General features: G+C 58.1%; 22 protein-coding genes. 17 read left to right on the top strand and 5 right to left on the bottom strand.

Translation table 11 applies throughout. The features are described from left to right. Positions 1 to 63: 63 nt before the first annotated feature. The 4 genes from EM858_RS19940 to EM858_RS19925 all read left to right on the top strand — a co-directional run bounded on the left by EM858_RS19940 (position 64) and on the right by EM858_RS19925 (position 3,492). Positions 64 to 840, top strand: a complete 777-nt coding sequence (locus EM858_RS19940) for a lytic transglycosylase domain-containing protein (RefSeq protein ID WP_127757734.1) — start codon at positions 64 to 66, stop codon at positions 838 to 840. Continuing rightward, positions 837 to 1,085: a hypothetical protein gene (locus EM858_RS19935; RefSeq protein ID WP_127757733.1), complete on the top strand. Its 249-nt coding sequence runs from the start codon at positions 837 to 839 to the stop codon at positions 1,083 to 1,085. Before EM858_RS19940 ends, EM858_RS19935 begins: the two co-directional genes overlap by 4 nt. Continuing rightward, positions 1,082 to 2,857, top strand: coding sequence for a VirD2 family relaxase/mobilization nuclease (locus tag EM858_RS19930; RefSeq protein WP_127757732.1), 1,776 nt, complete (start codon positions 1,082 to 1,084; stop codon positions 2,855 to 2,857). Before EM858_RS19935 ends, EM858_RS19930 begins: the two co-directional genes overlap by 4 nt. A gap of 194 nt (positions 2,858 to 3,051) precedes the next feature. Beyond that, positions 3,052 to 3,492, top strand: coding sequence for a hypothetical protein (locus EM858_RS19925; protein ID WP_127757731.1), 441 nt, complete (start codon positions 3,052 to 3,054; stop codon positions 3,490 to 3,492). 292 nt (positions 3,493 to 3,784) lie between these two features. Here EM858_RS19925 and EM858_RS19920 read toward each other — a convergent pair whose 3' ends face one another. After that, a complete protein-coding gene (locus EM858_RS19920; RefSeq protein ID WP_127757730.1) occupies positions 3,785 to 4,216 on the bottom strand; it encodes a helix-turn-helix domain-containing protein in 432 nt (143 codons plus the stop codon). 441 nt (positions 4,217 to 4,657) lie between these two features. Beyond that, positions 4,658 to 4,936, bottom strand: coding sequence for a hypothetical protein (locus EM858_RS27200; RefSeq protein ID WP_164865496.1), 279 nt, complete (start codon positions 4,934 to 4,936; stop codon positions 4,658 to 4,660). A 29-nt stretch (positions 4,937 to 4,965) separates the two neighbouring features. On the opposite strand from EM858_RS27200, the gene EM858_RS19910 reads away from it, so the two are divergent. The 13 genes from EM858_RS19910 to EM858_RS19850 all read left to right on the top strand — a co-directional run bounded on the left by EM858_RS19910 (position 4,966) and on the right by EM858_RS19850 (position 18,552). Beyond that, entirely contained in the window at positions 4,966 to 6,981 is a 2,016-nt protein-coding gene (locus tag EM858_RS19910) for a conjugal transfer protein TraG (RefSeq protein ID WP_127757729.1), read from the top strand. A gap of 3 nt (positions 6,982 to 6,984) precedes the next feature. Continuing rightward, positions 6,985 to 7,407: a CopG family transcriptional regulator gene (locus EM858_RS19905; protein ID WP_127757728.1), complete on the top strand. Its 423-nt coding sequence runs from the start codon at positions 6,985 to 6,987 to the stop codon at positions 7,405 to 7,407. Positions 7,408 to 7,766: 359 nt separating this feature from the next. Beyond that, a complete protein-coding gene (locus EM858_RS19900; RefSeq protein WP_127757727.1) occupies positions 7,767 to 8,654 on the top strand; it encodes a LysR family transcriptional regulator in 888 nt (295 codons plus the stop codon). 241 nt (positions 8,655 to 8,895) lie between these two features. Beyond that, positions 8,896 to 9,867 (top strand): P-type conjugative transfer ATPase TrbB, encoded by a 972-nt coding sequence (gene trbB / locus EM858_RS19895; RefSeq protein WP_205649559.1) that lies wholly within the window; start codon positions 8,896 to 8,898, stop codon positions 9,865 to 9,867. Continuing rightward, positions 9,864 to 10,226 carry a TrbC/VirB2 family protein gene (locus tag EM858_RS19890; RefSeq protein WP_245483029.1) on the top strand — a complete coding sequence of 121 codons (363 nt, stop codon included), beginning with the start codon at positions 9,864 to 9,866 and terminating at the stop codon, positions 10,224 to 10,226. Before trbB ends, EM858_RS19890 begins: the two co-directional genes overlap by 4 nt. Next, on the top strand, positions 10,226 to 10,507 hold the full coding sequence (locus tag EM858_RS19885; RefSeq protein ID WP_127757725.1) for a VirB3 family type IV secretion system protein: 282 nt from the start codon (positions 10,226 to 10,228) through the stop codon (positions 10,505 to 10,507). The genes EM858_RS19890 and EM858_RS19885 overlap by 1 nt, the downstream gene beginning before the upstream one ends. A gap of 10 nt (positions 10,508 to 10,517) precedes the next feature. Next, the gene (gene trbE / locus EM858_RS19880) at positions 10,518 to 13,064 is read left to right on the top strand and encodes a conjugal transfer protein TrbE (protein ID WP_127757724.1); all 2,547 of its coding nucleotides are present in this window, start codon (positions 10,518 to 10,520) and stop codon (positions 13,062 to 13,064) included. Continuing rightward, positions 13,061 to 13,846 carry a P-type conjugative transfer protein TrbJ gene (gene trbJ, locus EM858_RS19875; protein ID WP_127757723.1) on the top strand — a complete coding sequence of 262 codons (786 nt, stop codon included), beginning with the start codon at positions 13,061 to 13,063 and terminating at the stop codon, positions 13,844 to 13,846. Before trbE ends, trbJ begins: the two co-directional genes overlap by 4 nt. 10 nt (positions 13,847 to 13,856) lie before the next feature. Next, positions 13,857 to 14,177 carry a putative entry exclusion protein TrbK-alt gene (trbK-alt, locus tag EM858_RS19870; RefSeq protein WP_245483028.1) on the top strand — a complete coding sequence of 107 codons (321 nt, stop codon included), beginning with the start codon at positions 13,857 to 13,859 and terminating at the stop codon, positions 14,175 to 14,177. Next, positions 14,170 to 15,582, top strand: coding sequence for a P-type conjugative transfer protein TrbL (trbL, locus tag EM858_RS19865; protein WP_127757722.1), 1,413 nt, complete (start codon positions 14,170 to 14,172; stop codon positions 15,580 to 15,582). The genes trbK-alt and trbL overlap by 8 nt, the downstream gene beginning before the upstream one ends. Next, on the top strand, positions 15,579 to 16,268 hold the full coding sequence (trbF, locus tag EM858_RS19860; RefSeq protein WP_127757721.1) for a conjugal transfer protein TrbF: 690 nt from the start codon (positions 15,579 to 15,581) through the stop codon (positions 16,266 to 16,268). Before trbL ends, trbF begins: the two co-directional genes overlap by 4 nt. A gap of 41 nt (positions 16,269 to 16,309) precedes the next feature. Further along, entirely contained in the window at positions 16,310 to 17,323 is a 1,014-nt protein-coding gene (trbG, locus tag EM858_RS19855; protein ID WP_205649558.1) for a P-type conjugative transfer protein TrbG, read from the top strand. Then, complete coding sequence (locus EM858_RS19850; RefSeq protein ID WP_127757719.1) at positions 17,320 to 18,552, top strand: TrbI/VirB10 family protein; 1,233 nt, start codon at positions 17,320 to 17,322, stop codon at positions 18,550 to 18,552. The genes trbG and EM858_RS19850 overlap by 4 nt, the downstream gene beginning before the upstream one ends. A gap of 233 nt (positions 18,553 to 18,785) precedes the next feature. Here EM858_RS19850 and EM858_RS19845 read toward each other — a convergent pair whose 3' ends face one another. The 3 genes from EM858_RS19845 to EM858_RS19835 all read right to left on the bottom strand — a co-directional run bounded on the left by EM858_RS19845 (position 18,786) and on the right by EM858_RS19835 (position 21,588). Then, on the bottom strand, positions 18,786 to 19,736 hold the full coding sequence (locus EM858_RS19845) for an aldo/keto reductase (RefSeq protein WP_127757718.1): 951 nt from the start codon (positions 19,734 to 19,736) through the stop codon (positions 18,786 to 18,788). A 95-nt stretch (positions 19,737 to 19,831) separates the two neighbouring features. Beyond that, complete coding sequence (locus tag EM858_RS19840; protein ID WP_127757717.1) at positions 19,832 to 21,115, bottom strand: TRAP transporter large permease; 1,284 nt, start codon at positions 21,113 to 21,115, stop codon at positions 19,832 to 19,834. Continuing rightward, positions 21,100 to 21,588 (bottom strand): TRAP transporter small permease subunit, encoded by a 489-nt coding sequence (locus EM858_RS19835; protein ID WP_127757716.1) that lies wholly within the window; start codon positions 21,586 to 21,588, stop codon positions 21,100 to 21,102. Before EM858_RS19835 ends, EM858_RS19840 begins: the two co-directional genes overlap by 16 nt. Positions 21,589 to 21,590: the final 2 nt, after the last annotated feature.

Raw genomic sequence — 21,590 nt, 5'->3', positions numbered from 1 at the left:
CCGGAAAATGTTGGCCGGCGGCGAAGCCTTGCCCTTGACCAGAGCGAGCACGATGGCAGGCTGATGGGCAATCGGGACGGCGGACTTTGCGCCGCCTTATCCGCGATCATGGCGCTGCTGATCGCAGGCACTATGACCGTCACGCTGCCATGCGCGGCAATGGCCCAACCGCTGGCAAACGAAACGCAGACGATGCGCACGACCACCGTCGTCGCACCGCCCGATCCGTTAGCTGTTCATATCGCGGAAGCTGCCGAGCGCTTCGCCCTTCCCGAACGCTGGATACGCGCAGTCATGCAGGCCGAGAGCGATCATGATCCGCATGCCATCTCGCCAAAGGGCGCGATGGGCCTGATGCAGATCATGCCCGCCACATGGCAGGAACTGCGCGCCCGGAATGGCCTTGGCGATGATCCCTATGATCCTCGCGACAACATTCTGGCGGGCGCTGCCTATATCGCGGAACTGCACGACCTCTACGGTTCGCCGGGCTTCCTCGCGGCCTACAATGCCGGTCCGGGCCGCTACGAAAAGCACCTTGTCACCGGCGATCCATTGCCCGCCGAAACAGTCGCCTACATGGCGAAGATCGTGCCGCAGATCAACGCGGACGCCGCAGTTGCTTGGCGCACTGCGGATCGTCCGGCGCGCTCCGAATGGTCAGTCGCGCCGCTCTTCATCGCTCGCGCAGCGGTTCCCGCTGGCAGCCACGAGACGGCGGCCGATCATCCTTCCGGTCGCTCATCCAGCGCCAGCACGATCACCGATCTTTCGGCGCTTGCACCGCCGTCCGATGGTCTGTTCGTGCGTCGGTCTCAGGTGCAGGAGACACGTCCATGAATTTCGTGGTGCCGGGTGGTCTAACGAGCGTCATCGTAGCTCATGCGGGATGGCGGGGAGGGGCGGCGGCAACGTCCGATTTAAGGCAAGATAAAAGGCCGCACATTGCGGCTTGGACGGTCGGTTGTTTTGATTGGCTTTTTTCCGGCTTTCTACACATCGCGGACTATGCGTGCGATGTGCGCACCCTGAATTTACTGAATATTTTCATCGAAACCTGCACCTCGCAGCGAGTGACCCCATGAGCCGGGATGACGATTTCCGCGTCCGGCCTGGACGCATCCGCTCCAGCAAGGCCCAGCGGGCAAGGCCGTTTGTCGCTCAGGCGCTCGCCGCCGCCCAGAAGGCCGGCGGGCATGTTTCCCGCTCCGGCAAGATCACGTCCGGCAAGGGCCGTGGCCCGAGCTTCGCTCGTGGCCGCGTGGCGAGTGTTCGCGCCAATCGTCTCATCACCAACCGTACTCGTTTCTGCACGGTGAAGGCGCGCATTGTCCGCAACAAGGGCGACCGTGGCCCGCTTGCCCGTCACCTCAGCTATCTTCGCCGTGATGGCGTCACCCGCGCCGCGAACGAAGTGAGCAATGGGGAGGAACACGAAAAAGCCCGCATGTTCGGTTCCGAAACCGACAATGCCGACGCAAAGGAATTTGCCGATCAGTGCAAGGACGACCGGCACCATTTCCGGTTCATCGTCTCGCCTGAAGACGCCGCCGACATGGAAGACCTGAAGCGCTTCACGCGCGAGCTGATGGCGCAGGCGGAAAAGGATCTCGGCACGAAACTCGAATGGGTGGGCGTCGATCACTGGAACACCGACAATCCCCATGTGCATGTCATCGTGCGGGGCCGCACTGAGGACGGGCAAGACCTCGTGATAGACCGCGACTATATCAAGAGCGGATTGCGCGACCGGGCGCAGGATCTCGTGACGCTGGAATTGGGACCGCGCACCGAATTGGACATACGCCGTTCGCTGGAACGACAGATTGAGGCCGACCGCTGGACACAGCTTGATCGCCAGCTTCTCCGTGACGCCAACGAGCAGGGCATCGTCGACGTTGCTCCGTCTCCGGATAAGCAGCCCGACGAATATTCCATCCAGAAGATCGGCCGGCTTCGTCACCTCGAACATCTCGGCCTGGCTGAAAACGTTGGTCCCGGCCAATGGATCGTATCCGGCGAGGCCGAAGCCACCTTGCGCGAGCTTGGGCTACGCGGCGACATTATCAAGCGGATGCACCGGGCCTTGACGGAGCAGGGCATCGAGCGCGGCGCTGCCGATTACGTGCTGTCCGGCGGGGCGCATGGCGAGCCGGTCATCGGCCGGCTGATTGAGCGCGGCCTGGACGACGAGTTGCGCGGCACGGCCTTCGCCGTGGTCGATGGTGTGGACGGCCACACCCACCATATCCGCCTTCCCGACATTGAAGCCGCCGGGGACAGTGCGCCGGGTTCCATTGTCGAACTGCGCGCTTTCGAGGATGCCCATGGCGAGCGCCGCGTCGCGGTGGCCGTTCGTTCCGATCTCTCCCTTGAGGCGCAGACCACGGCCGACGGCGCCACATGGCTCGACCGCCAGCTTGTCGCCCGCGTTTCCGTCGATCTTGGTGGCGGCTTCGGGCTGGAGGTGAGCCAAGCGATGGAGGCGAGGGCCGAACATCTGATCGAAGAGAGACTGGCACGGCGCGTGGGCGAGCGGGTTATCTTCGCCCGCAATCTTCTTGGCACGCTCCGGCAACGCGAGTTGGACGCGCTAGGCGAAAAGCTCTCGCATGAAATGAACATGCCGTTTCGCGAAGTGGCCGCAGGCGAATATGTCGCTGGCACCTACAGCCGGCGTTTCACCCTGGCATCTGGGCGCTTCGCGATGGTCGAGGATGGTCTCGGCTTCAGCCTCGTGCCGTGGACGCCTTCCGTCGAGAAGCATATCGGCCAGCAAATCTCCGGCGTGGCCCGCGCCGATGGCGGCGTTGACTGGAGTTTCGGCCGCAGGCGCGGGCTTGGCCTTGGCCTATAAGCAGGCTTACCTCTCAATCCGGAACCCTTATCCGTCGCCACTGCATTGTATAGTTGACGGGTGAATGTAGTTAAAATTCGCCAGCCGGAAGTCCACAAAGGACGGTCATCTGCGTTGCCGCTTTGGCCGGTTGAGTATTGCTTCCGAGGTCCGCGCTCACCATATCCTTGCTCGTAATCTATAGTGGTGAGGATATGTCGAGTACAATCAATCTGTCCGGTGAGGGCTCCCATGGGCGTGTGGCGGGTAAATTCCTGGTCAATCACATTACAGTGGCACAAGCGCTCTACGAGCCCGACGCTGACGATCATCACAAAATCATATCATGCAGCAACGTGTGGGCAATTGATGTTGTCAACGCTCAGTATGTCGCAGGCAATTCAGTTCGCACAGGACAGGTTGCAATCCCGACCACGAAGGATACGGGGCTGTATATTGTTCTCGATGATGGATACGATCCTGCTTGCGATCTCTATCCCGTCAACGAGAAGAATATGACGTCAGGGTTGATAATAGTCGTTCTCGATCCGGATAATGTCTGCCCGTCGAGTAAACTTACGAGGATGTTGATCGATGGCGTGGCCTATGTGGATGAGGCCGTCTACAAAGAGATGTTGGCCGCGATCGATAAGTGACCGCCTGCAGGGGCCAAAGTCTAGAATTCCAGATGATAGGAAATCTGTTATTGCTATTCACAATTATACATCATAGCAAATCGCTGGCGGAAAGTGGGGGCGGTACCCTCGGCAGTCACGATCCCAACTGACCGGTCGCCACTTTCCGTTATTTCCAGCCATCAAATCCTTCTTTGGAACTGTGAAAGGTCTTTTGTCGCCACGACCTCGCCGATGCTTTCTTCACCGAAGAAATAAAAGAGGATTCGATCAGCAGCCTGCGACGCCAGAACCTTGAGAGACTACGTAAGCTCTATACGTCTGCCGAGCCGCCATCGCTGTCAGCAGCCACGGCCTTTATCATCTTGATGATGTATTGGCGCACATTTGGGTCCGTAATCTTTACGAATTCACGATTAAGCCTGAACCCTTCGAAGGACGACAGTAATGTTTGAAAGTCGTCTGGCTGTGACGCATGTGGCGAGATGGTAGCCACTATGTCGCTTGGTGGTGCGTCTTCAAAGAAGAACGAGACGGGGACATTCAGAATGTTGGCTATGTTCTGAAGGCGGCTGGCTCCGACTCTGTTGGTGCCGCGTTCGTATTTCTGTATTTGCTGGAAGGTGATGCCGACACTGTCACCGAGCCGTTCCTGGCTCATACCAGTCATGGTCCGGCGCAACCTGATGCGGCTTCCGACATGGATATCAATCGGATTGGGGCGTTTTTTATTGGCTTCTGACATCTGTTCACCTATTCACAAAAATGTAGTGTCGAGCAACGATCTGGATGTCATGTGTCTCAAGACTGGCTTTCGAGTTTATCGAGACCCATGAGAGAAGCTACGCCATTGGTTGAAGGGGATACCTTCAAGCTCGGCTTTAAGCTACCCAGATAGAAATTCACAAGCACTATCATTGACCATTTTGTGGCTGTAAGGGCGATATGTCGAGTAGCGCTTCCTGGGACATGGAGATTTTACAGTATCAGCGCTTGTGCATATCGACTTGTTTTATCTTTTTGCGATTATCATCGCCGATGATCAGGATTCGGATTGCACCGTATCGTCAGATCAAGGCGAACGAAGGCACGAAAGTTACACAACTGGACTACCGTGGCTGACAATTTTACCCGGCCACATACTCCAGGTCGGCATCAAGGAAAGATATGCGGCCTAACACTCGGATCAGTGCGCCCGCGATCCGGTTTTGAACATATTGCCATCGCCGCCACGGCCCCCGCTGCCGCGCACGGCCTCACCGTTCTGACCGCCGACGAGTGCGATTTCGAGCCTCTTGGCATGCCGCTCGCCAATTCTCTGAAGTTGCCGACCATTCGGTAGTGATCTATGCCGGGTCTGGTCAATGCCGCCGCCCGCAAGTATTTTTTCGATGGCTTTCGCCAGACTATGACGTTTGGCGTCAATGGCGTTGAAATCGTCTCGAAATTCCTTTTCCCTAAACATGAAACCATGTTTGGAAGGGAGTTCCCGCCTTGTCGGCTACGCGCGTGCTTTGGGGGCAAATCACCGTTGTTCCGCTGCTCGTGCTCATTGCGGTCTGGAGCGCGACACAGTGGACGGCATGGCGGCTTGGTTTCCAGCCGCAGCTTGGCTCGCCCTGGTTCGAGCTTGCAGGCCAGTCCATCTATCCGCCGCCTGCCCTGTTCTGGTGGTGGTACTTCTATGACGCCTATGCGCCGACCGTCTTTCTCGAAGGCGGAGCAATCGCCGCTTCCGGGGGCCTGATCGCAATCGCGGTCGCCATCTTCATGTCGATCTGGCGGGCGAGGGAGGCGCGAGACGTCCGCACCTTCGGTTCCGCTCGCTGGGCTGAACGTGAGGAAATCGAAGAAGCCGGCCTTCTTGGCAATGACGGTGTGGTGCTTGGTCGCTATGAAACCGAATATCTCCGCCACGATGGAGCAGAGCATGTGCTGGCGTTTGCTCCCACCCGATCCGGCAAAGGCGTCGGCCTCGTCGTGCCGACGCTTCTGACATGGCCGGGATCGGCCATTATCCACGACATCAAAGGCGAGAACTGGGAACTGACGGCTGGTTTCAGGGCAAGGCATGGCCGCGTGCTGCTGTTCGATCCGACCAATTCGGCGTCTTCCGCCTACAATCCTCTGCTGGAGGTGCGAAAGGGGGAGTGGGAAGTTCGGGACGTTCAGAACGTCGCGGATGTGCTTGTTGATCCTGAAGGCTCGCTGGAAAAGCGGAACCATTGGGAGAAAACCAGTCATTCGCTCCTTGTCGGCGCGATCCTGCATGTCCTCTATGCGGAGAAAGACAAGACTCTGGCCGGTGTCGCAGCCTTCCTCTCCGACCCGCGCCGCTCGATCGAGTCTACATTGTCCGCCATGATGACCACGCCGCATCTTGGTGAGAAAGGACCGCACCCAGTGGTCGCTAGTGCGGCCCGCGAACTGCTGAACAAATCCGACAATGAGCGATCCGGCGTCTTGAGTACAGCCATGTCTTTTCTCGGCCTTTATCGAGATCCCGTCGTGGCGAGCGTCACCAGTTGTTGTGAGTGGCGTATTGCCGATCTTGTCAGCGAGGAGCGGCCGACCTCCCTATACCTGGTTGTGCCGCCATCCGACATTTCCAGAACAAAGCCGCTTGTGCGCCTTATCCTCAATCAGATCGGCCGACGCTTAACGGAAGACCTGCACGCGAAGGATCGCCGCCACCGCATGTTGATGATGCTGGACGAGTTTCCGGCGCTCGGCCGGCTTGACGCTTTCGAGAGTTCGCTTGCGTTCATGGCAGGCTACGGGATCAAGGCGTTCCTGATTGCGCAGAGCCTCAACCAGATCGAGAAGGCTTACGGGCCAAACAATTCCATCCTCGATAATTGCCATGTCCGCGTCAGTTTTGCGACCAACGATGAGAGAACCGCCAAGCGTGTGTCGGATTCGCTTGGCACCGCGACCGAAATGCGCGCCATGCAGAACTATGCCGGCCACCGGCTTGCCCCATGGCTATCGCATATAATGGTATCGCGGCAGGAAACTGCCCGTGCGCTAATGACGCCCGGCGAGATCATGCAACTTCCCCCTGACGATCAGATCGTCATGGTGGCGGGCGTCGCACCCATCCGTACGAAGAAGGCCCGGTATTATCAGGATGAACGGTTCAGGGAGCGGTTGCTTCCCGTTCCTCCTGATCCCAAAGCCGGTTTCCTGCCTAAAGCAGATGACTGGTCGGCACTACCGCCAATTCCTGTCCCGTCCGTCAAAGGTAAAAACGCGACCAAGGGTCAGACCGCAAGGGCAAACGCCGCCGCGCAGGATGATGATTCCGCCAATGCCGGCCTGCGCCGCGAACCCGGCCTTGAAGCACACAAGGATATAGCGCCGGAAACCGAAAAAGCCTCTGTCAACGAGTTCGATCTCGATATCGATGAGCCGGAACCAGAGGCCGTGAAAAACCGTATACTGGCGCGCAATATGCGTCAGGTCGCACGGCAGGTTTCGATGGATCCCGGTGATGGAATGGAGTTGTAAGCCATGCCTTCACGCCCCGACAAGAAACAGCGGCTTTCTGTTTACCTCGATCCGGATTTGAAGCGTCGGCTTTCGGATTTTGCCGGGCGGCGAGGGCATTCAGAATCCCTCATTGCCGAAGCCGCAATCGCATCGTTCCTGTCACCCGATGCCGACGAGCGGAAAGAAGCAGCCACCGCCAAGCGTCTCGACAGTATCGACCGGTCTATCCAACGACTTGAGCGGGACGTTGGTATTGCTAACGAAGCATTCGCCTTGTTCATCCGCTTCTGGCTGACCTCGACCGCTTCACTACCGGACGCGGCCCAAACCGCTGCCCGCGCCAAGGGTGGCGAACGTTATGACAAATTCCTTGAAGCTCTTGGGCGGCGACTTGCCAACGGGCCGAGGCTTCGACAAGAAATACCGGAAGATTCACCTTTATGAAACAGTATCTGATTCAATTTTTTATAAAATATGAGAAGATAAAATATCAATTGTATGTGCGTAGACCGGATATCGTAAATATTAAACTGTATCGCAGCAACTAAAGTGACTAATAGACCCCTGCTCCCATCGACTCATGTGACCCATAATCTCGTGCGGCGATTTTGTCTGAGGCGTAAAATTAACCTCGTATTAGCAGTGTCGTCAGGCCGGCGAGATATAGCATCGTTATCGACCGAAACGATGCCTACATCTGCCGTTACCACTGATGATGAAATCCTATTGTACCTGCAAAAGAAAGCGCAGGGAAGGAGCTCACATCGCCGCACGGTATGTCATGCAGGCAAAAGGGGACAATATTGGAATTGCGTCACCTTCATTACATCGTAGTAAGTGCCAGAAACGGCAGTTTCAGCGCCGCTGCCAATGAACTTAATGTCAGACAACCGATCGTCAGTAAACGGATCAGGGAAGTCGAGGATGAACTTGGTATTCCACTGTTCGAGCGTGCGTCGACGGGAGCGCGTTTGACCCCTACTGGCGAAGAATTTATCGTCGGTGCGAAGCGTATCGTGGAGGATGTTCAGCGTCTCAAGGAACGGGCGAGGGCGAGCAAAGCCGGTAAGCTGGGCCATATTGTCGTGGGGTTCTACAAATCGCTTTCCACCGGCCGGCTGCGCACGGCCCTACACCAATTCCGGCAAAGTAATCCTTCGATAGAAGTTGAACCGGTAGAAACCTCCTATAGCGAGCTCAGGGCAGGTGTTATCGCGGGCGCAATTGATGTTGCCGTTATTCTTGGTGATGCAGGAAGGTCCAATCTGCTGAACTCCATCGGACTTTGGCCGGAGCAGCTTGTAGTAGCTTTACCGGAGAACCATCCGCTTGCGGAACAAACCGTCATCTATTGGGCGGAACTGAGAGGAGAACGCTTCCTCATCAGCCATCATGACCCGGGACCTGATATTCGCAATATGCTTCTTCGCCACCTTGCCGCTCCTTCTGATCATCCAGAGATCGTTACCCGGCGTTTAAGCCGTGAGAGTATTCTGAGCGAGGTAGGCAGCGGGCAGGGCATAAGCCTGCAGTGTGAGGGCGTTTCCGGCATGACGGGACTAGGTGTTGTCTACCGACCGGTTCATGACGGTAACGGTGCGACCCGTCTTGGCTATATAGCCTGCTGGAGACCGGACAACACAAACCCGGTTCTTAAGACCTTCCTGGATGCTTTGAAACCGAAATGCTGATTCGGCTGGGTGTGTCAGCCTGACGCTGCGCCATGTGTTTTCCACGCCGAGAGCTGCAAGTATTTTTTCGACCCTCTACGACCGCCTACGAAATCTGAAATAATCTTGTTGCGAAGCCCCGAATTGTGCCTTTCTTGATTGTCCCCGTCGCCATCCGACCGTTTTCGGATGGCCGGAAACGGGGAGCAACGTGGCACATCATCACCAACATGACCGGGACGTTATCTCACGCGGGGCGCGGATGCTGCGCACGGCGCTTGGGCTGAACATTGCGCGCTATCTCGAAGATCCAAACATCGTTGAAGTGATGCTGAACCCGGACGGCCGCTTGTGGGTGGACCGCCTGAAGGAAGGGCTTGCCGATACCGGCGAGAGGCTGTCGCCGGAAGATGGCGAGCGCATCGTGCGGCTGGTCGCCCATCATGTTGGCGCGGAAGTCCATGCGGGCAATCCCCGCGTCTCGGCCGAACTGCCGGAAACCGGCGAGCGGTTCGAAGGGCTGTTGCCGCCTGTCGTCAAGGCCGCGACCTTCGCCATCCGCAAGCCCGCCGTCGCCGTCTTCACCCTGTCGGATTATGTGGCGGGCGGGATCATGACTCAGGTGCAGGCGGATGTGCTGCGTATCGCTGTCGAGAAGCGGAAGAACATTCTTGTCGCTGGCGGCACCAGCACAGGAAAGACCACGCTCACCAATGCCCTTTTATCGGAAGTCGCCAAAACCGCCGACCGCGTGGTGCTCATCGAGGATACCCGCGAACTGCAATGCGCCGCGCCCAATCTGGTTGCCATGCGCACCAAGGACGGCGTGGCCTCTCTTTCTGATCTGGTGAAGTCCTCGTTGCGCCTGCGGCCAGACCGTATCCCGGTCGGCGAGGTGCGCGGCGCGGAAGCGCTCGATCTGCTGAAGGCATGGGGCACCGGCCATCCCGGCGGGATCGGCACGATCCACGCCAATACCGCGATTGGCGTGCTACGCCGGCTCGAACAGCTCGTGCAGGAAGTCGTGATGACGGTTCCGCGTGCACTGATCGCCGATACCATCGATCTCATTGCCGTTCTCTCCGGCCGCGGTTCGGCCCGCCGCCTTTCCGAAATCGCCCTCGTGGACGGGATCGATCCCGTCACCGGCGACTATCGCACCCTCAACGCCCAGCTTCCGTCCGCTCAACTTTCCCCTGACCGCCAACCGCTCCCGAAAGGAGACGACGCATGAATACGCTTGTCCCGGCTATATCTTCCCTTCTTCGCCGTTTTCGCGCCCGCTTTGCACAGGCGACGGCGCTTGTGTCTGTTGTGTCCGTCACGTTGCTGATGGCGGCTCCCGCTCATGCTTCCGGCTCCTCGATGCCGTGGGAAGAACCGCTGCAACAGATTCTCGAAAGCATTGAAGGCCCGGTCGCCAAGATCGTCGCCGTCATCATCATTATCGCCACCGGCCTCGCGCTCGCCTTCGGCGACACAGGCGGCGGCTTCCGCAAGCTGATCCAGATCGTCTTCGGCCTTTCCATCGCGTTCGCCGCGTCGAGCTTTTTCCTGTCCTTCTTCTCGTTTGGCGGCGGGGCGCTGGTCTGATGGGGAGCCAGGCATATGAAGAGAATGAGGTACGCGGCTTCTTCGCGCCGGCTCACCGGGCTTTGACTGAGCAGATACTGCTAGGCGGCGCACCGCGTGCCGTCGCCATCGTCAACGGTACGCTCGCCGGGGCGGTTGGTCTCGGCCTTCGCCTCTGGATCGCCGGTCTGGTCATCTGGGCCATCGGCCATTTTGCCGCCGTCTGGGCCGCACGGCGCGACGCGCAATTCGTGGACGTCGGTCGCCGCCATCTGCGCTATCCCGCGCATATGGGCGTGTGAGGGGAGCACCATGTTGAACCTCTCCGAATACAGAAAGAAGAATGCCGGTCTTGCCGACTTCCTGCCCTGGGCGGCGCTAATCGCTCCGGGCATCGTCTTGAACAAGGACGGCAGTTTCCAGCGCACAGCCCGCTTTCGTGGTCCCGATCTCGACAGCGCCACGCCGTCCGAACTGGTCGGCACCACCGCACGGCTCAACGGCGCGCTTCGCCGTCTCGGTTCCGGATGGGCAATCTTCGTCGAAGCCGTTCGGCTTGCAGCGCAGCATTACCCTGAGGGCATGTTCCCGGATTCCGCTTCCGCACTTCTCGATCTGGAGCGCCGGGAGCAGTTTGAAGATAGCGGGTTGCTCTTTGAGAGCAGCTATTATCTTACCTTCGTCTGGCTGCCGCCTGCCGAAGAAGCCTCGCGCATGGAAGGCTGGCTTTACGAGGGCCGCGAACGCTCCGGCGTCGATCCGTGGGAATTGCTCAAAGGCTTCATCGACCGCACCGACAGGGTGTTGCATCTGGTCGAAGGTTTCGTGCCGGAAGCGGCGTGGCTCGATGATGCCGAGACGCTGACCTATCTGCATTCCACCATATCGACCAGGCGCCACCGCGTCCGGGTTCCCGAAACGCCGATGCACCTCGATGCGCTGCTGGCCGATCAACCCTTGGCAGGTGGCCTCGAACCGCGCCTTGGCGAGTTCCATCTTCGCACGCTGACCGTGATCGGTTTTCCGACCGTCACGTTCCCCGGCATTCTCGACGATCTCAACCGGATCGCCTTTCCCTATCGCTGGTCCACGCGGGCGATCATGCTCGACAAAACCGACGCGACCCGGCTGGTGACGAAGATCAGGCGGCAATGGTTCGCCAAGAGGAAGAGCATCGCCGCCATCCTCAAGGAAGTCCTGACCAACGAGCAATCTGTTCTTCTGGATTCGGATGCCGCCAACAAGGCGGCCGACGCCGATGCGGCCTTGCAGGATCTCGGTTCCGATCAGGTGGGCGAAGCCTATGTGACCGCGACCGTCACCGTATGGGATGCCGATCCGCGCATTGCTGATGAGAAGCTGCGCCTCGCGGAAAAGGTCATCCAGAGCCATGACTTCACCGCCATCGTGGAAACGGTCAACGCGATCGAGGCATGGATGGGCAGCATTCCCGGCCATCTCTATGCCAATGTCCGGCAACCGCCGATCAGCACGCTCAATCTGGCGCACATGATGCCGCTCTCGGCGGTCTGGGCCGGGCCGGAGAAAGACGAACATCTCGACGCACCACCGCTCTTCTATGCCAAGACCGAAGGTGCGACGCCGTTCCGGTTTTCATTGCACGTTGGCGACGTCGGGCACACGATGGTCGTTGGCCCAACCGGCGCGGGCAAGAGCGTGTTGCTCGCCCTCATGGCGCTCCAGTTCCGGCGCTACGAACGATCGCAGGTGTTCGCCTTTGATTTCGGCGGCTCCATCCGTGCGGCGACATTGGCAATGCGTGGCGACTGGCAGGATTTGGGCGGCTCGCTCTCCGACGACACGGCGCTGATGAATACCGTGTCGCTCCAACCGCTCGCAGGCATTCACGATACGCTGGAACGGGCATGGGCGGCTGACTGGCTGGTCGATATTCTCACCCGCGAAGGCGTGGAAATCACGCCCGACGTCAAGGAACATCTCTGGACGGCGCTCACGTCCCTGGCCTCCGCGCCGGTCGTGGAACGGACGATTTCCGGGCTTGCCGCATTACTGCAATCAAATAGCCTCAAGCAGGCGCTTCGACCCTACTGCATCGGCGGTGCATATGGCCGGTTGCTCGACGCGGAGATGGAATGGCTCGGAGACGCCTCGGTGCAAGCCTTCGAGACCGAAGGGCTGATCGGAACTGGGGCGGCTCCGGCCGTGCTGTCATACCTGTTCCATCGCATTGAATCCCGCTTCGATGGAAGGCCAAGCCTTCTCATCATCGATGAAGGCTGGCGAGCGCTGGACGACGGCGGCTTTGCCTCGAAAATCAAGGAATGGCTGAAGACGTTGCGCAAGAAGAACGTCGCCGTCGTCTTTTCCTCGCAGTCACTCGCCGACATCGAAGCCTCTCCGGTCGCGCCGGTCATTGTCGAAAGCTGCCCGACGCGCATCTTCCTCGCCAACGAGCGGGCCATCGAACCGCAGATCGCATCCGTCTATCGTCAGTTCGGACTGAACGACAGACAGATCGAGATTGTCGCCCGCGCCACGCCGAAGCGGGACTATTACTGCCAGTCGCGCAGGGGAAACCGGCTGTTCGAGCTTGGCCTTGGCTATATCGCTCTCGCACTTTGCGCGTCGTCCGACAAGGCGGCCCACGCCCTGATCGACGAACTCATGAAGGACGGCGCGAAACCGCATTTTCTCGGAGCATGGCTGGAGGCCAAGGGCCTTCGCTGGGCCGCCGATCTCATTCCCGACCTCACCAACGTCATCGCTGGCCCGGCCAGTACGACCAGTCCGACCGGCGCGGCCAGTGCGGCTGGTGCGGCCAGTCCGGCCGACCCGTCATCCGATTTCCTATCCCCTGAAGAGGAGTTTCCGCTATGAGGCATATCGCCCGTTCCCCGCGTGCCCGCGCTCTCATCAGCGCCGTCAATGCTTCCGCCATCCTGCTTCCTGTCACCCTGCCGCTTGCCTTGATCCCGTTCACGCCGTCTCCGGCGCTGGCATGGCGCATCGTCTATGACCCGACGAACTACAGTCAGAATCTGCTTTCCGCCGCCCGCGCGCTGGAGCAGATCAACAATCAGGTGACGTCTCTCGCCAACGAGGCGCAGATGCTCATCAATCAGGCCAGGAATCTCACCAGCCTGCCGACGTCCTTGCTGTCGCAGATCGAGGGCAACTTTTCGGAGATGAAGTCGCTTCTCAACGAGGCCGAAGGGCTCGCCTACAATGTCCAGAACATCGAAACGCAGTTCAACGCCACCTATCGCGATTTTGCGTCTGGCGACCGCACCGCCTCGCAACTGGTTTCTTCGGCGCAGCAGCGCTGGCAGCAATCGGTATCGGCCTTCGAGCACTCGCTGAAGGCCGGAGCCGTCGCAGTCGAAAATATCGAAGGGACGCAGGAGCAGACCAGCGAGCTTGTCACCGCCAGCCAGTCGGCCGTTGGCGTGCTTCAGGCCACGCAGGCCGGCAATCAGCTTCTCGCCGTGCAGGCGAAACAGATTTCCGACCTGACCGCCATGTTGGCGGCACAGGGCCGTGCCAACGCGCTCGAACAATCTCGGCAGGCCGCAGCACAGGAGCAGGCTCGCGAGCAGTTTTCCCGTTTCATGACCGGGACTGCCTACAGTTCGTCCAGCGTTCGCATGTTCCACGATTGAGGAGCTTGCAATGATGGACCTGAAGATCGCCGCCCGGATGATCGCCGTCTTCGCCATCGGTGCAGGGCTGACCGCCGCAATCACGGCCCTGCATATCGATGAAGACAGGACCGATGCTGACGCCCCCCGCATCGAGCGTCCGGGCGGCGACCCTTCCTCTTTATCGGCCGCAAAAAGCGATCTTGCCCGTTGCCGCGATCTTGGCCCGGCGGCGCTCGAAGACCCCGCCTGCCGCAAGGCATGGGCGGAGAACCGCCGCCGCTTTTTCCGCATGGACAAGCCGGAGCGGCCGACGCCACCCAAGGCAAGCGGGGAGACCGCGCATGAATAATGTTGGCGTTATCGACCGTTTCCTTGAGACCTTCACCAGCTATATCGACAGCGGTTTCGGTTTGTTGTCCGGCGAGGTCGCTTTCCTCACCTCGACGCTGATCGTCATCGATATTGTGCTCGCCGGTCTGTTATGGGCATGGGGCGCCGACGAGGACATTATCCAGCGCCTCGTGAAGAAGACCCTCTATATCGGCTTCTTCTCCTTCATCATCGGCAATTTCAACAATCTCGCCAAGATCGTTTTCGAGAGCTTTTCCGGGCTTGGACTGAAAGCCGGCGGCTCCAGCCTGTCCGGCTCCGAGCTTCTTCAGCCCGGTCGCGTCGCTCAGGTCGGCCTCGACGCCGGCGAACCGATCCTGACCGCTGTGGGCGAACTGACCGGCTACATCGCCTTCTTCGAGAACTTCATCCAGATATTCGTGCTGATGGTGGCATGGTTGATCGTCCTGATCGCCTTCTTCATCCTTGCCATCCAGATTTTTGTCACCCTGGTTGAGTTCAAATTGACGGCGCTTGCCGGGTTCATACTGATCCCGTTTGCCCTGTTCAACAAGACGTCCTTCCTTGCCGAAAAGGTGCTTGGAAACATCGTCGCTTCCGGCGTCAAGATTCTGGTCCTCGCCGTGATCGTCGGCATAGGCTCCGGCCTGTTCAGCGAGTTCACCGCCGGTTTCTCGGATCAACCGACGATCAGCGAGGCCCTGTCGCTTGTCCTCGGTGCGCTCGCACTCATGGGACTTTCGATCTTCGGTACTGGCATTGCTACCGGTCTTGTCTCTGGTGCGCCGCAGCTTGGCGCGGGTGCGGCGGTCGGGACCGGCCTTGCCGCCGCCGGTATCGGTGCTGCCGGTTTCATGGCCGGAAAGGCCGGTTTGGGTGCCGCTGTAAGCGGGGCCGGCGGAGCCGTGCGTGGTGGCGCTGCCTTGGCCGGCGGCGTCAGGACCGCCTACGGTCTCGGCGATGCTTCCGTGGGATCGACCGGGACCGGAGGCGGAGCGGCCGGCTTCGCGGCTGTCGCCCATGTAGGAGCCGGCCTTGCCATGAACAAGGGCAGGGATGCGGCCTCGCGCGCCGGGGAATCCATGCGCTCCAGCTATCGTTCGGGACAAGCCGCCGCGTGGAAGGCGACGGGCGGCAAGAACGTCGTCAATCCGGGCGGCGCTGGTGGCGCGGCCGTCAATGATCCGGACTATGCGGCGTCGCAGCCCGCCAAGGCCGTTTCCGGTTCCGACATTTCTCCGCAATCCGCATCGGTATCTGCATCCGCACCCGATTGGGCGCAGCGGATGAAGCGCAACAGCACCATTCACCACGGCATCAGTACCGCCGCGCACACGGTTCGTTCCGGCGATCACGGCGGCGGCTCCATGTCCGTTTCTCTCAATCAGGATGATCGCACATGAATATCTTCAAGCGTCCTTCCGTGCGCTATGCCCGCACGCCGGAACCCGAAACGCCCTATCAGCGCGCCGGACAGGCATGGGACGAACGGATCGGCTCCGCTCGCGTGCAGGCGCGCAACTGGCGGCTCACGGCCTTTGGTTCTCTCTTCCTTGCCGGTGGTTTCGCATCCGCCCTTGTCTGGCAATCGACACGCGGGACCGTCGTTCCGTGGGTAGTGCAGATCGACCGTTTCGGCGAGGCGCAGGCTGTGGCTCCCGCCGTGGCCGATTACCGACCGACCGACCCGCAAATCGCATGGCACCTTGCCCGCTTCATCGAGCAGATCCGCTCCATCCCCGTCGATGCGGTCATTGTCCGGCAGAACTGGCTTCGCGCCTACGAGTTCACCACGGATCGCGGCGCGATCGCGCTCAACGATTATGCGCGGGCGAACGACCCGTTCACGAAAGTCGGCAAGACGCAAATCTCGGTGGAGATTTCCAGCGTCATCCGCGCCTCGCCGGACAGTTTTCGTATCGCATGGGTGGAGCGTTCCTATGAGAACGGCCAGCTTTCCGGCACCGAACGATGGACGGCCATCCTGACCGTCGTGATCCAGCAGGCGCGCACCGCCGAAAAACTCCGGGCCAATCCGCTCGGCGTCTATGTCAACGCAATCAACTGGTCGAAGGAGATGGGGCAATGAGAGAGGCAAACAGGAGAGGGGCAGGCAGGAAAAGAGCATTCATGCTGGCGGCTACGTTGGTATCCGCCACGGCGCTGGCCGGTTGCGCGAAGAAATACATCCCGCCGGAAATCGACTATGACGATGCGGCTCCGGCTATACGGACAACCGATCCGGTTGCGCCGGTGAAGGTGGTCGAGGTTCCCAAGACCCTGCCGCTGCCGGGGCAGTTGAAGCCGGTCGATGGCGGCAAGAAGACCGTCGAAGCGGTTGACCCGAAGGCCCGGATCAGTGCGGCCAACGAGGCGGCGCGTATGCAGCCGGTTCGTGACGGTTTCATTAACGCCGTGCAGGTCTATCCGTTCGCGCTCGGCGCGCTCTATCAGGTCTATGCCGCACCAGGACAGGTGACGGACATTGCGCTTCAGCCGGGAGAAACCCTTGTCGGCTCCGGCCCGGTCGCCGCCGGCGACACGGTGCGCTGGATCATCGGTGATACGGAAAGCGGTACGGCAACCACCAAACAGGTTCATATCCTTGTGAAGCCGACGCGGCCGGATCTCCAGACCAACATTGTCATCAACACCAACCTGCGCACCTACCACCTGGAACTGCGCTCGACGGAAAAAACCTACATGGCGTCCGTCTCGTGGCAATATCCCGCCGACCAGCTCATTGTCCTGCGCCGCCAGAATGCGAAGGCGGCGGAAACACAGGCGGTCGCTTCCGGCGTGGACATATCGAAGATCAACTTCCGCTATCACATCGAGGGCGATGCGGCAGCGTGGCGGCCGCTGCGCGCCTTCGACGATGGAAGCAAGGTCTATATCGAGTTTCCCTCCGGCATCGGACAGGGAGAAATGCCGCCGCTCTTCGTCATCGGCGGATCGGGCAATTCCGAACTGGTCAACTACCGCGCCCGCCAGAACTATTATGTCGTGGATCGTCTCTTTGCCGCCGCGGAACTCCGGCTTGGCGACAAGGACACGCAGAAGCGTGTTCGCATCGTCCGCACCGATGGCCGGCCGGCGACGGCGAAGCGCATGGCTCTGTTTTCCTCGGAGAACGACCGATGACAGGCAATCCCGATCTTACGGCGCAATTGCGCCTACGTCCCGAACCGCCTCGCGTCACGCGGCTTTCGCGGAAAGTCCTGATCGGAGCCGGCGGTGTGGCAGGCATCGCCATTGCCGGCGCTCTGCTTTGGGCGCTCGACACCAGCCGTCGCGGCGATCAGTCCGCGACAGAACTCTACAACGTGGACAATAAGACGCCGGCCGATGGACTGGCCGGACTGCCGAAGGATTATACCAATATCCCGAAGCCCAATGTTCCTGTTCTGGGTCCGGCGCTTCCGGGCGATCTTGGCAGGCCGATCCTGCGCGCGCAGGAGCAGGGCAAGCCGGTTGCCGTGCCGAATATCCAGACGCCGCGCGTCGATCCCGAAGAACAACGACGGCTTGCCGAGATCGAGGCGGCACGGCTGGCGAAACTCTTCACCGACAGCCGGGGAGAGCGGACGGCCGGTAATCGGCAGGTCGCATCCACTACCGCGGCGACGGCAACAGGTTCGGGCATCAATCCGGCGACCGGGCTACCGCTTGCGGCCGAAACGCCGCCGCTCGATTCCGGCTCCGCGCAGAACATGCAGGATCGCAAGCTTGCCTTCGTCAACGCCGAGGCCGACCGCCGCACCGTCAGCGCCGACCGCGTGCAGGAGAAGGCATCCCCTTATATCGTGCAGGCCGGAACCGTTATCGCCGCCGCGCTGATGACCGGCATCAAGTCCGATCTTCCCGGCCAGATCACCGCGCAGGTCACGGAACACGTCTATGACAGCCCGACCGGGAGCCATTTGCTGATACCGCAAGGCTCCCGCCTGATCGGCCAGTATGACAGCCAGGTCGCGTTCGGCCAGAGCCGTGTTCTCCTTGTCTGGAACCGGCTCATTATGCCGGACGGCACATCCATCGTGCTCGAACGCCTTCAGGGTGCCGATCCGCAAGGCTATTCCGGACTGGAGGATGGCGTCGATTACCATTGGGGGCAACTGTTCAAGGCTGCCGCTCTCTCGACGCTGCTTGGCATCGGTACGGAAATCGGCTCCAGCAACGACGAGAACGAAATCGCCAATGCGATCCGCGAAAGCGCGCAGGATACCGCATCCGACGTCGGACAGCAGATCGTGCGCCGCCAACTCAACATCCAGCCGACACTCACCACCCGGCCGGGGTTCCCAGTGCGCGTGATTGTCCAGCGAGATCTATTGATGCAGCGTTTTGGCGGAAGGGAAATTAATAGATGACGAAACCATGGTTGAATTACTTTCCACAAAAAAACCACTAAAGATCATCGCAAAACTCTTGAACTGCTCGACATCTTGCCCGGCTTTTTAGTGAGAGATATTATACTGCTTGACAGAGTTTATTTCCTGATCTTGCGACGACTTATAAATACCGATAAAAAAGGATAGTGCGCCTCGAACTAACCCAGAAAAGGCAACTGGGTGGCGGTGAACCTTTTCGTTATTCGCTGCGCTTAACTTCCGGTCTGATCGAGTAAGGTCATCATGTCGTTAGTTAGTACAAGTCTCATAGCTCGTTCAAAACTTTGAAGCTGCACAAGGCTTGTCGCACTGGCTATTGGTGCCGTTACAGCGTCCTTTTTTAGCAACCAAGCTAAGGCAATCTCGGCCAGCTGGGCGCCAGTTTCCTTTGATATCTCGTCCATGGCACGCAAGATTCGAAGACCTCGCTCGTTGACATAGCTGCTGACGCGGTTCGAACGTTCGCTTCCTTTTAGACTAGCTGCGGTTCGGTATTTTCCTGTAAGGAATCCTGCCGCCAGACTGTAGTAGGTGACAACGGCTATATCGTTCAGTGTACAGAACTCTGAGAGCTGTCCCTCAAATTCTGTTCGATCGTAAAGATTATACGCTGGTTGGAGGACGTCAAAGCGGCCCAAGTTGCACCGTGTCGCGGCGTCCATCGATTGTCGTAGTTGCGTGACATTGTAATTCGAGCATCCAATCGCGCGAACCTTTCCTTGCTCCTTCAAACGTCCGAAGGCCTCAAGCGTTTCTTCAATCGCAACGTCAGAATCAGGCTTGTGGGCAAGATAAAGATCAATGTAGTCCGTCTGTAGTCGCTTTAGGGACGCATCGACCGCCTGAACGATCCATCCAGCGCTAAGGCCGGTTTTTTTGCCCCTATTTTCGATGCCGACTTTGGTTATAATTACCGATTGGCTGCGTTTTAGCTTGTTTTGCCTCAACCATTCGCCAATTATCGCTTCAGATTCGCCGCCAACGTTTCCATTTACCCATGCCGAATATACGTCTGCCGTATCGATCGTGTTGAAACCTGCGTCGAAGAATGCGTCGAGCAAACGAAATGATGTGCGTTCGTCGCTCGTCCATCCAAAAACATTTCCACCAAAGATAATCGGTGCGACATGGATTGCAGTTCTGCCGAGCCTACGTTTCTCCATAGTGTCTATACTCCTCACTCTATAGATTTTTGGTAAACATCAGCCGTGCATTTGCTCCTCAAGAGCTAGAATATGCGCAGAGTGACGAGTTGTAATTAACGTAAAAACAAACTGGGCAGATAGGTTGTGAGTGGTGGCCAGAGAGAGATAGCTGCGAGAACAATTAACAGAGGCAGAATCCAAGGTAGAATTGCGCGAGACATTGAATCAAGACTAACGTCTGCCAATTTTGATGTTATAAATAGCACAACGCCTACTGGCGGTGTGATCGTGCCAATCATCAAATTAAGTATAAATATCAATCCAAATTGAATCGGATCAATCCCCATATGGTGAGCTATGGGAACTAGGATTGGAACGAATATCAGCATTGCCGCAATCGACTCTATAAAACAACCGACTACCAACAGGGTGACATTGACAATCAATATGTATAGCAACGGGCTACTGATGGATGCCGAAAATAAATCGATGATTAGTTGGGGTATCCTGGATATGGACAAGCACCAAGCCATTGCTGAAGCTGCCATGACTAACGGCAAAACTACCCCAATAGTTTCCATTGTTTTAATTACTATTTCAGGAATATCCTTTAAAGTTAGCTCTCTGTATACAAAGAGCCCAAGAAACAGCGCATAAGCGCTTGCGACTGCACTCGCCTCGGTCGGAGTCATTATTCCGGCCATCATGCCACCAAAAAGCATTACCGGGGTCATAAGGGCCCAATGCGCTCGCTTGTAGGAGAGCCATATCACACTGATGCCCGCGAATTTTGATTGGGGTAAGCCGCGGCGTTTTGCTATCATCACTACCATTCCACTGAGGGCCAAGGCCATCAACAAGCCAGGAATAATGCCCGCTAGAAAAAGACCTCCGATTGAGACGTCAGCGCTGACGCCATAGATTACCATTGGAAGGGATGGCGGAATGATTGGGCCAATCGTCGCAGAAGCAGCAGTGATTGCAGCTGCCGTCTCGGCATCATAGCCCTCAGCTTTCATTGCGCGAATTTCAAGAGAACCAACACCACCAGCGTCGGCAACTGCAGAGCCGGTCATCCCAGCAAAAATAACACTTGCGACGATATTGGCATGCGCAAGACCACCGCGAACCCAGCCAACGCAAGCCGCAGAAAACCCGAATATTCGATCAGTTACGCCTGCGGCGTTCATAATATTGCCCATGAGGATAAAGAGCGGTGCTGCAATCAATGGAAAAGAATTACCACTCTGAGCAATCTTTTGCGGAATAATATTCATCGGCAAGTCAGCGGCAGCAACAAATAGGATCGCTGAAAGAATCATCGATGCGTAAATAGGCATACCAAGAACAAGCAAGAAAGCCCACGCGGATAGCACAACCATCATTGTTTGAACCATAACGCCCTCCGCGAAGTTGCTTTCGGCCCTCGTGTTAACACAACGACGTCAAGTGCTGCCCGTAGCATTACAATAATTCCCACAAAAATAATCGGGATATATAGCAAAGACGAAGAAATAGGTAATGATACCCATTGAATATCTACGGTTCTCTTTATAAGAGATATACTTTGATAAGATAGGAATCCTCCAATTAAAAATAAAGAAATTCGAATTAATATTTCTATTAATTTAGCTATTCTTTTGTATACGATATTCTGGAAGAATATGATACGGATATGTGAATCCGTATTCGTCGCGATTGTCCAACCAAGAAAAGCGCACCACACCAAAAGATATTGCGAAAGCTCATCGGTCCACGAAAGAGGGAAACGAAACAGCCGTGATAATACCCCCAACAGCACGCAGGAGAGCAAACCCAGCAACAACAAAACCGCGACGACTTTTGTAATTTTATCTAGTAAAGTCAACATAA

Source organism: Agrobacterium sp. CNPSo 2736 (assembly GCF_004005385.1).
GTDB lineage: Bacteria > Pseudomonadota > Alphaproteobacteria > Rhizobiales > Rhizobiaceae > Agrobacterium > Agrobacterium leguminum.
Note: the sequence above shows the minus strand (reverse complement) of the source record. Positions and strands in the feature narration are given on the sequence as shown.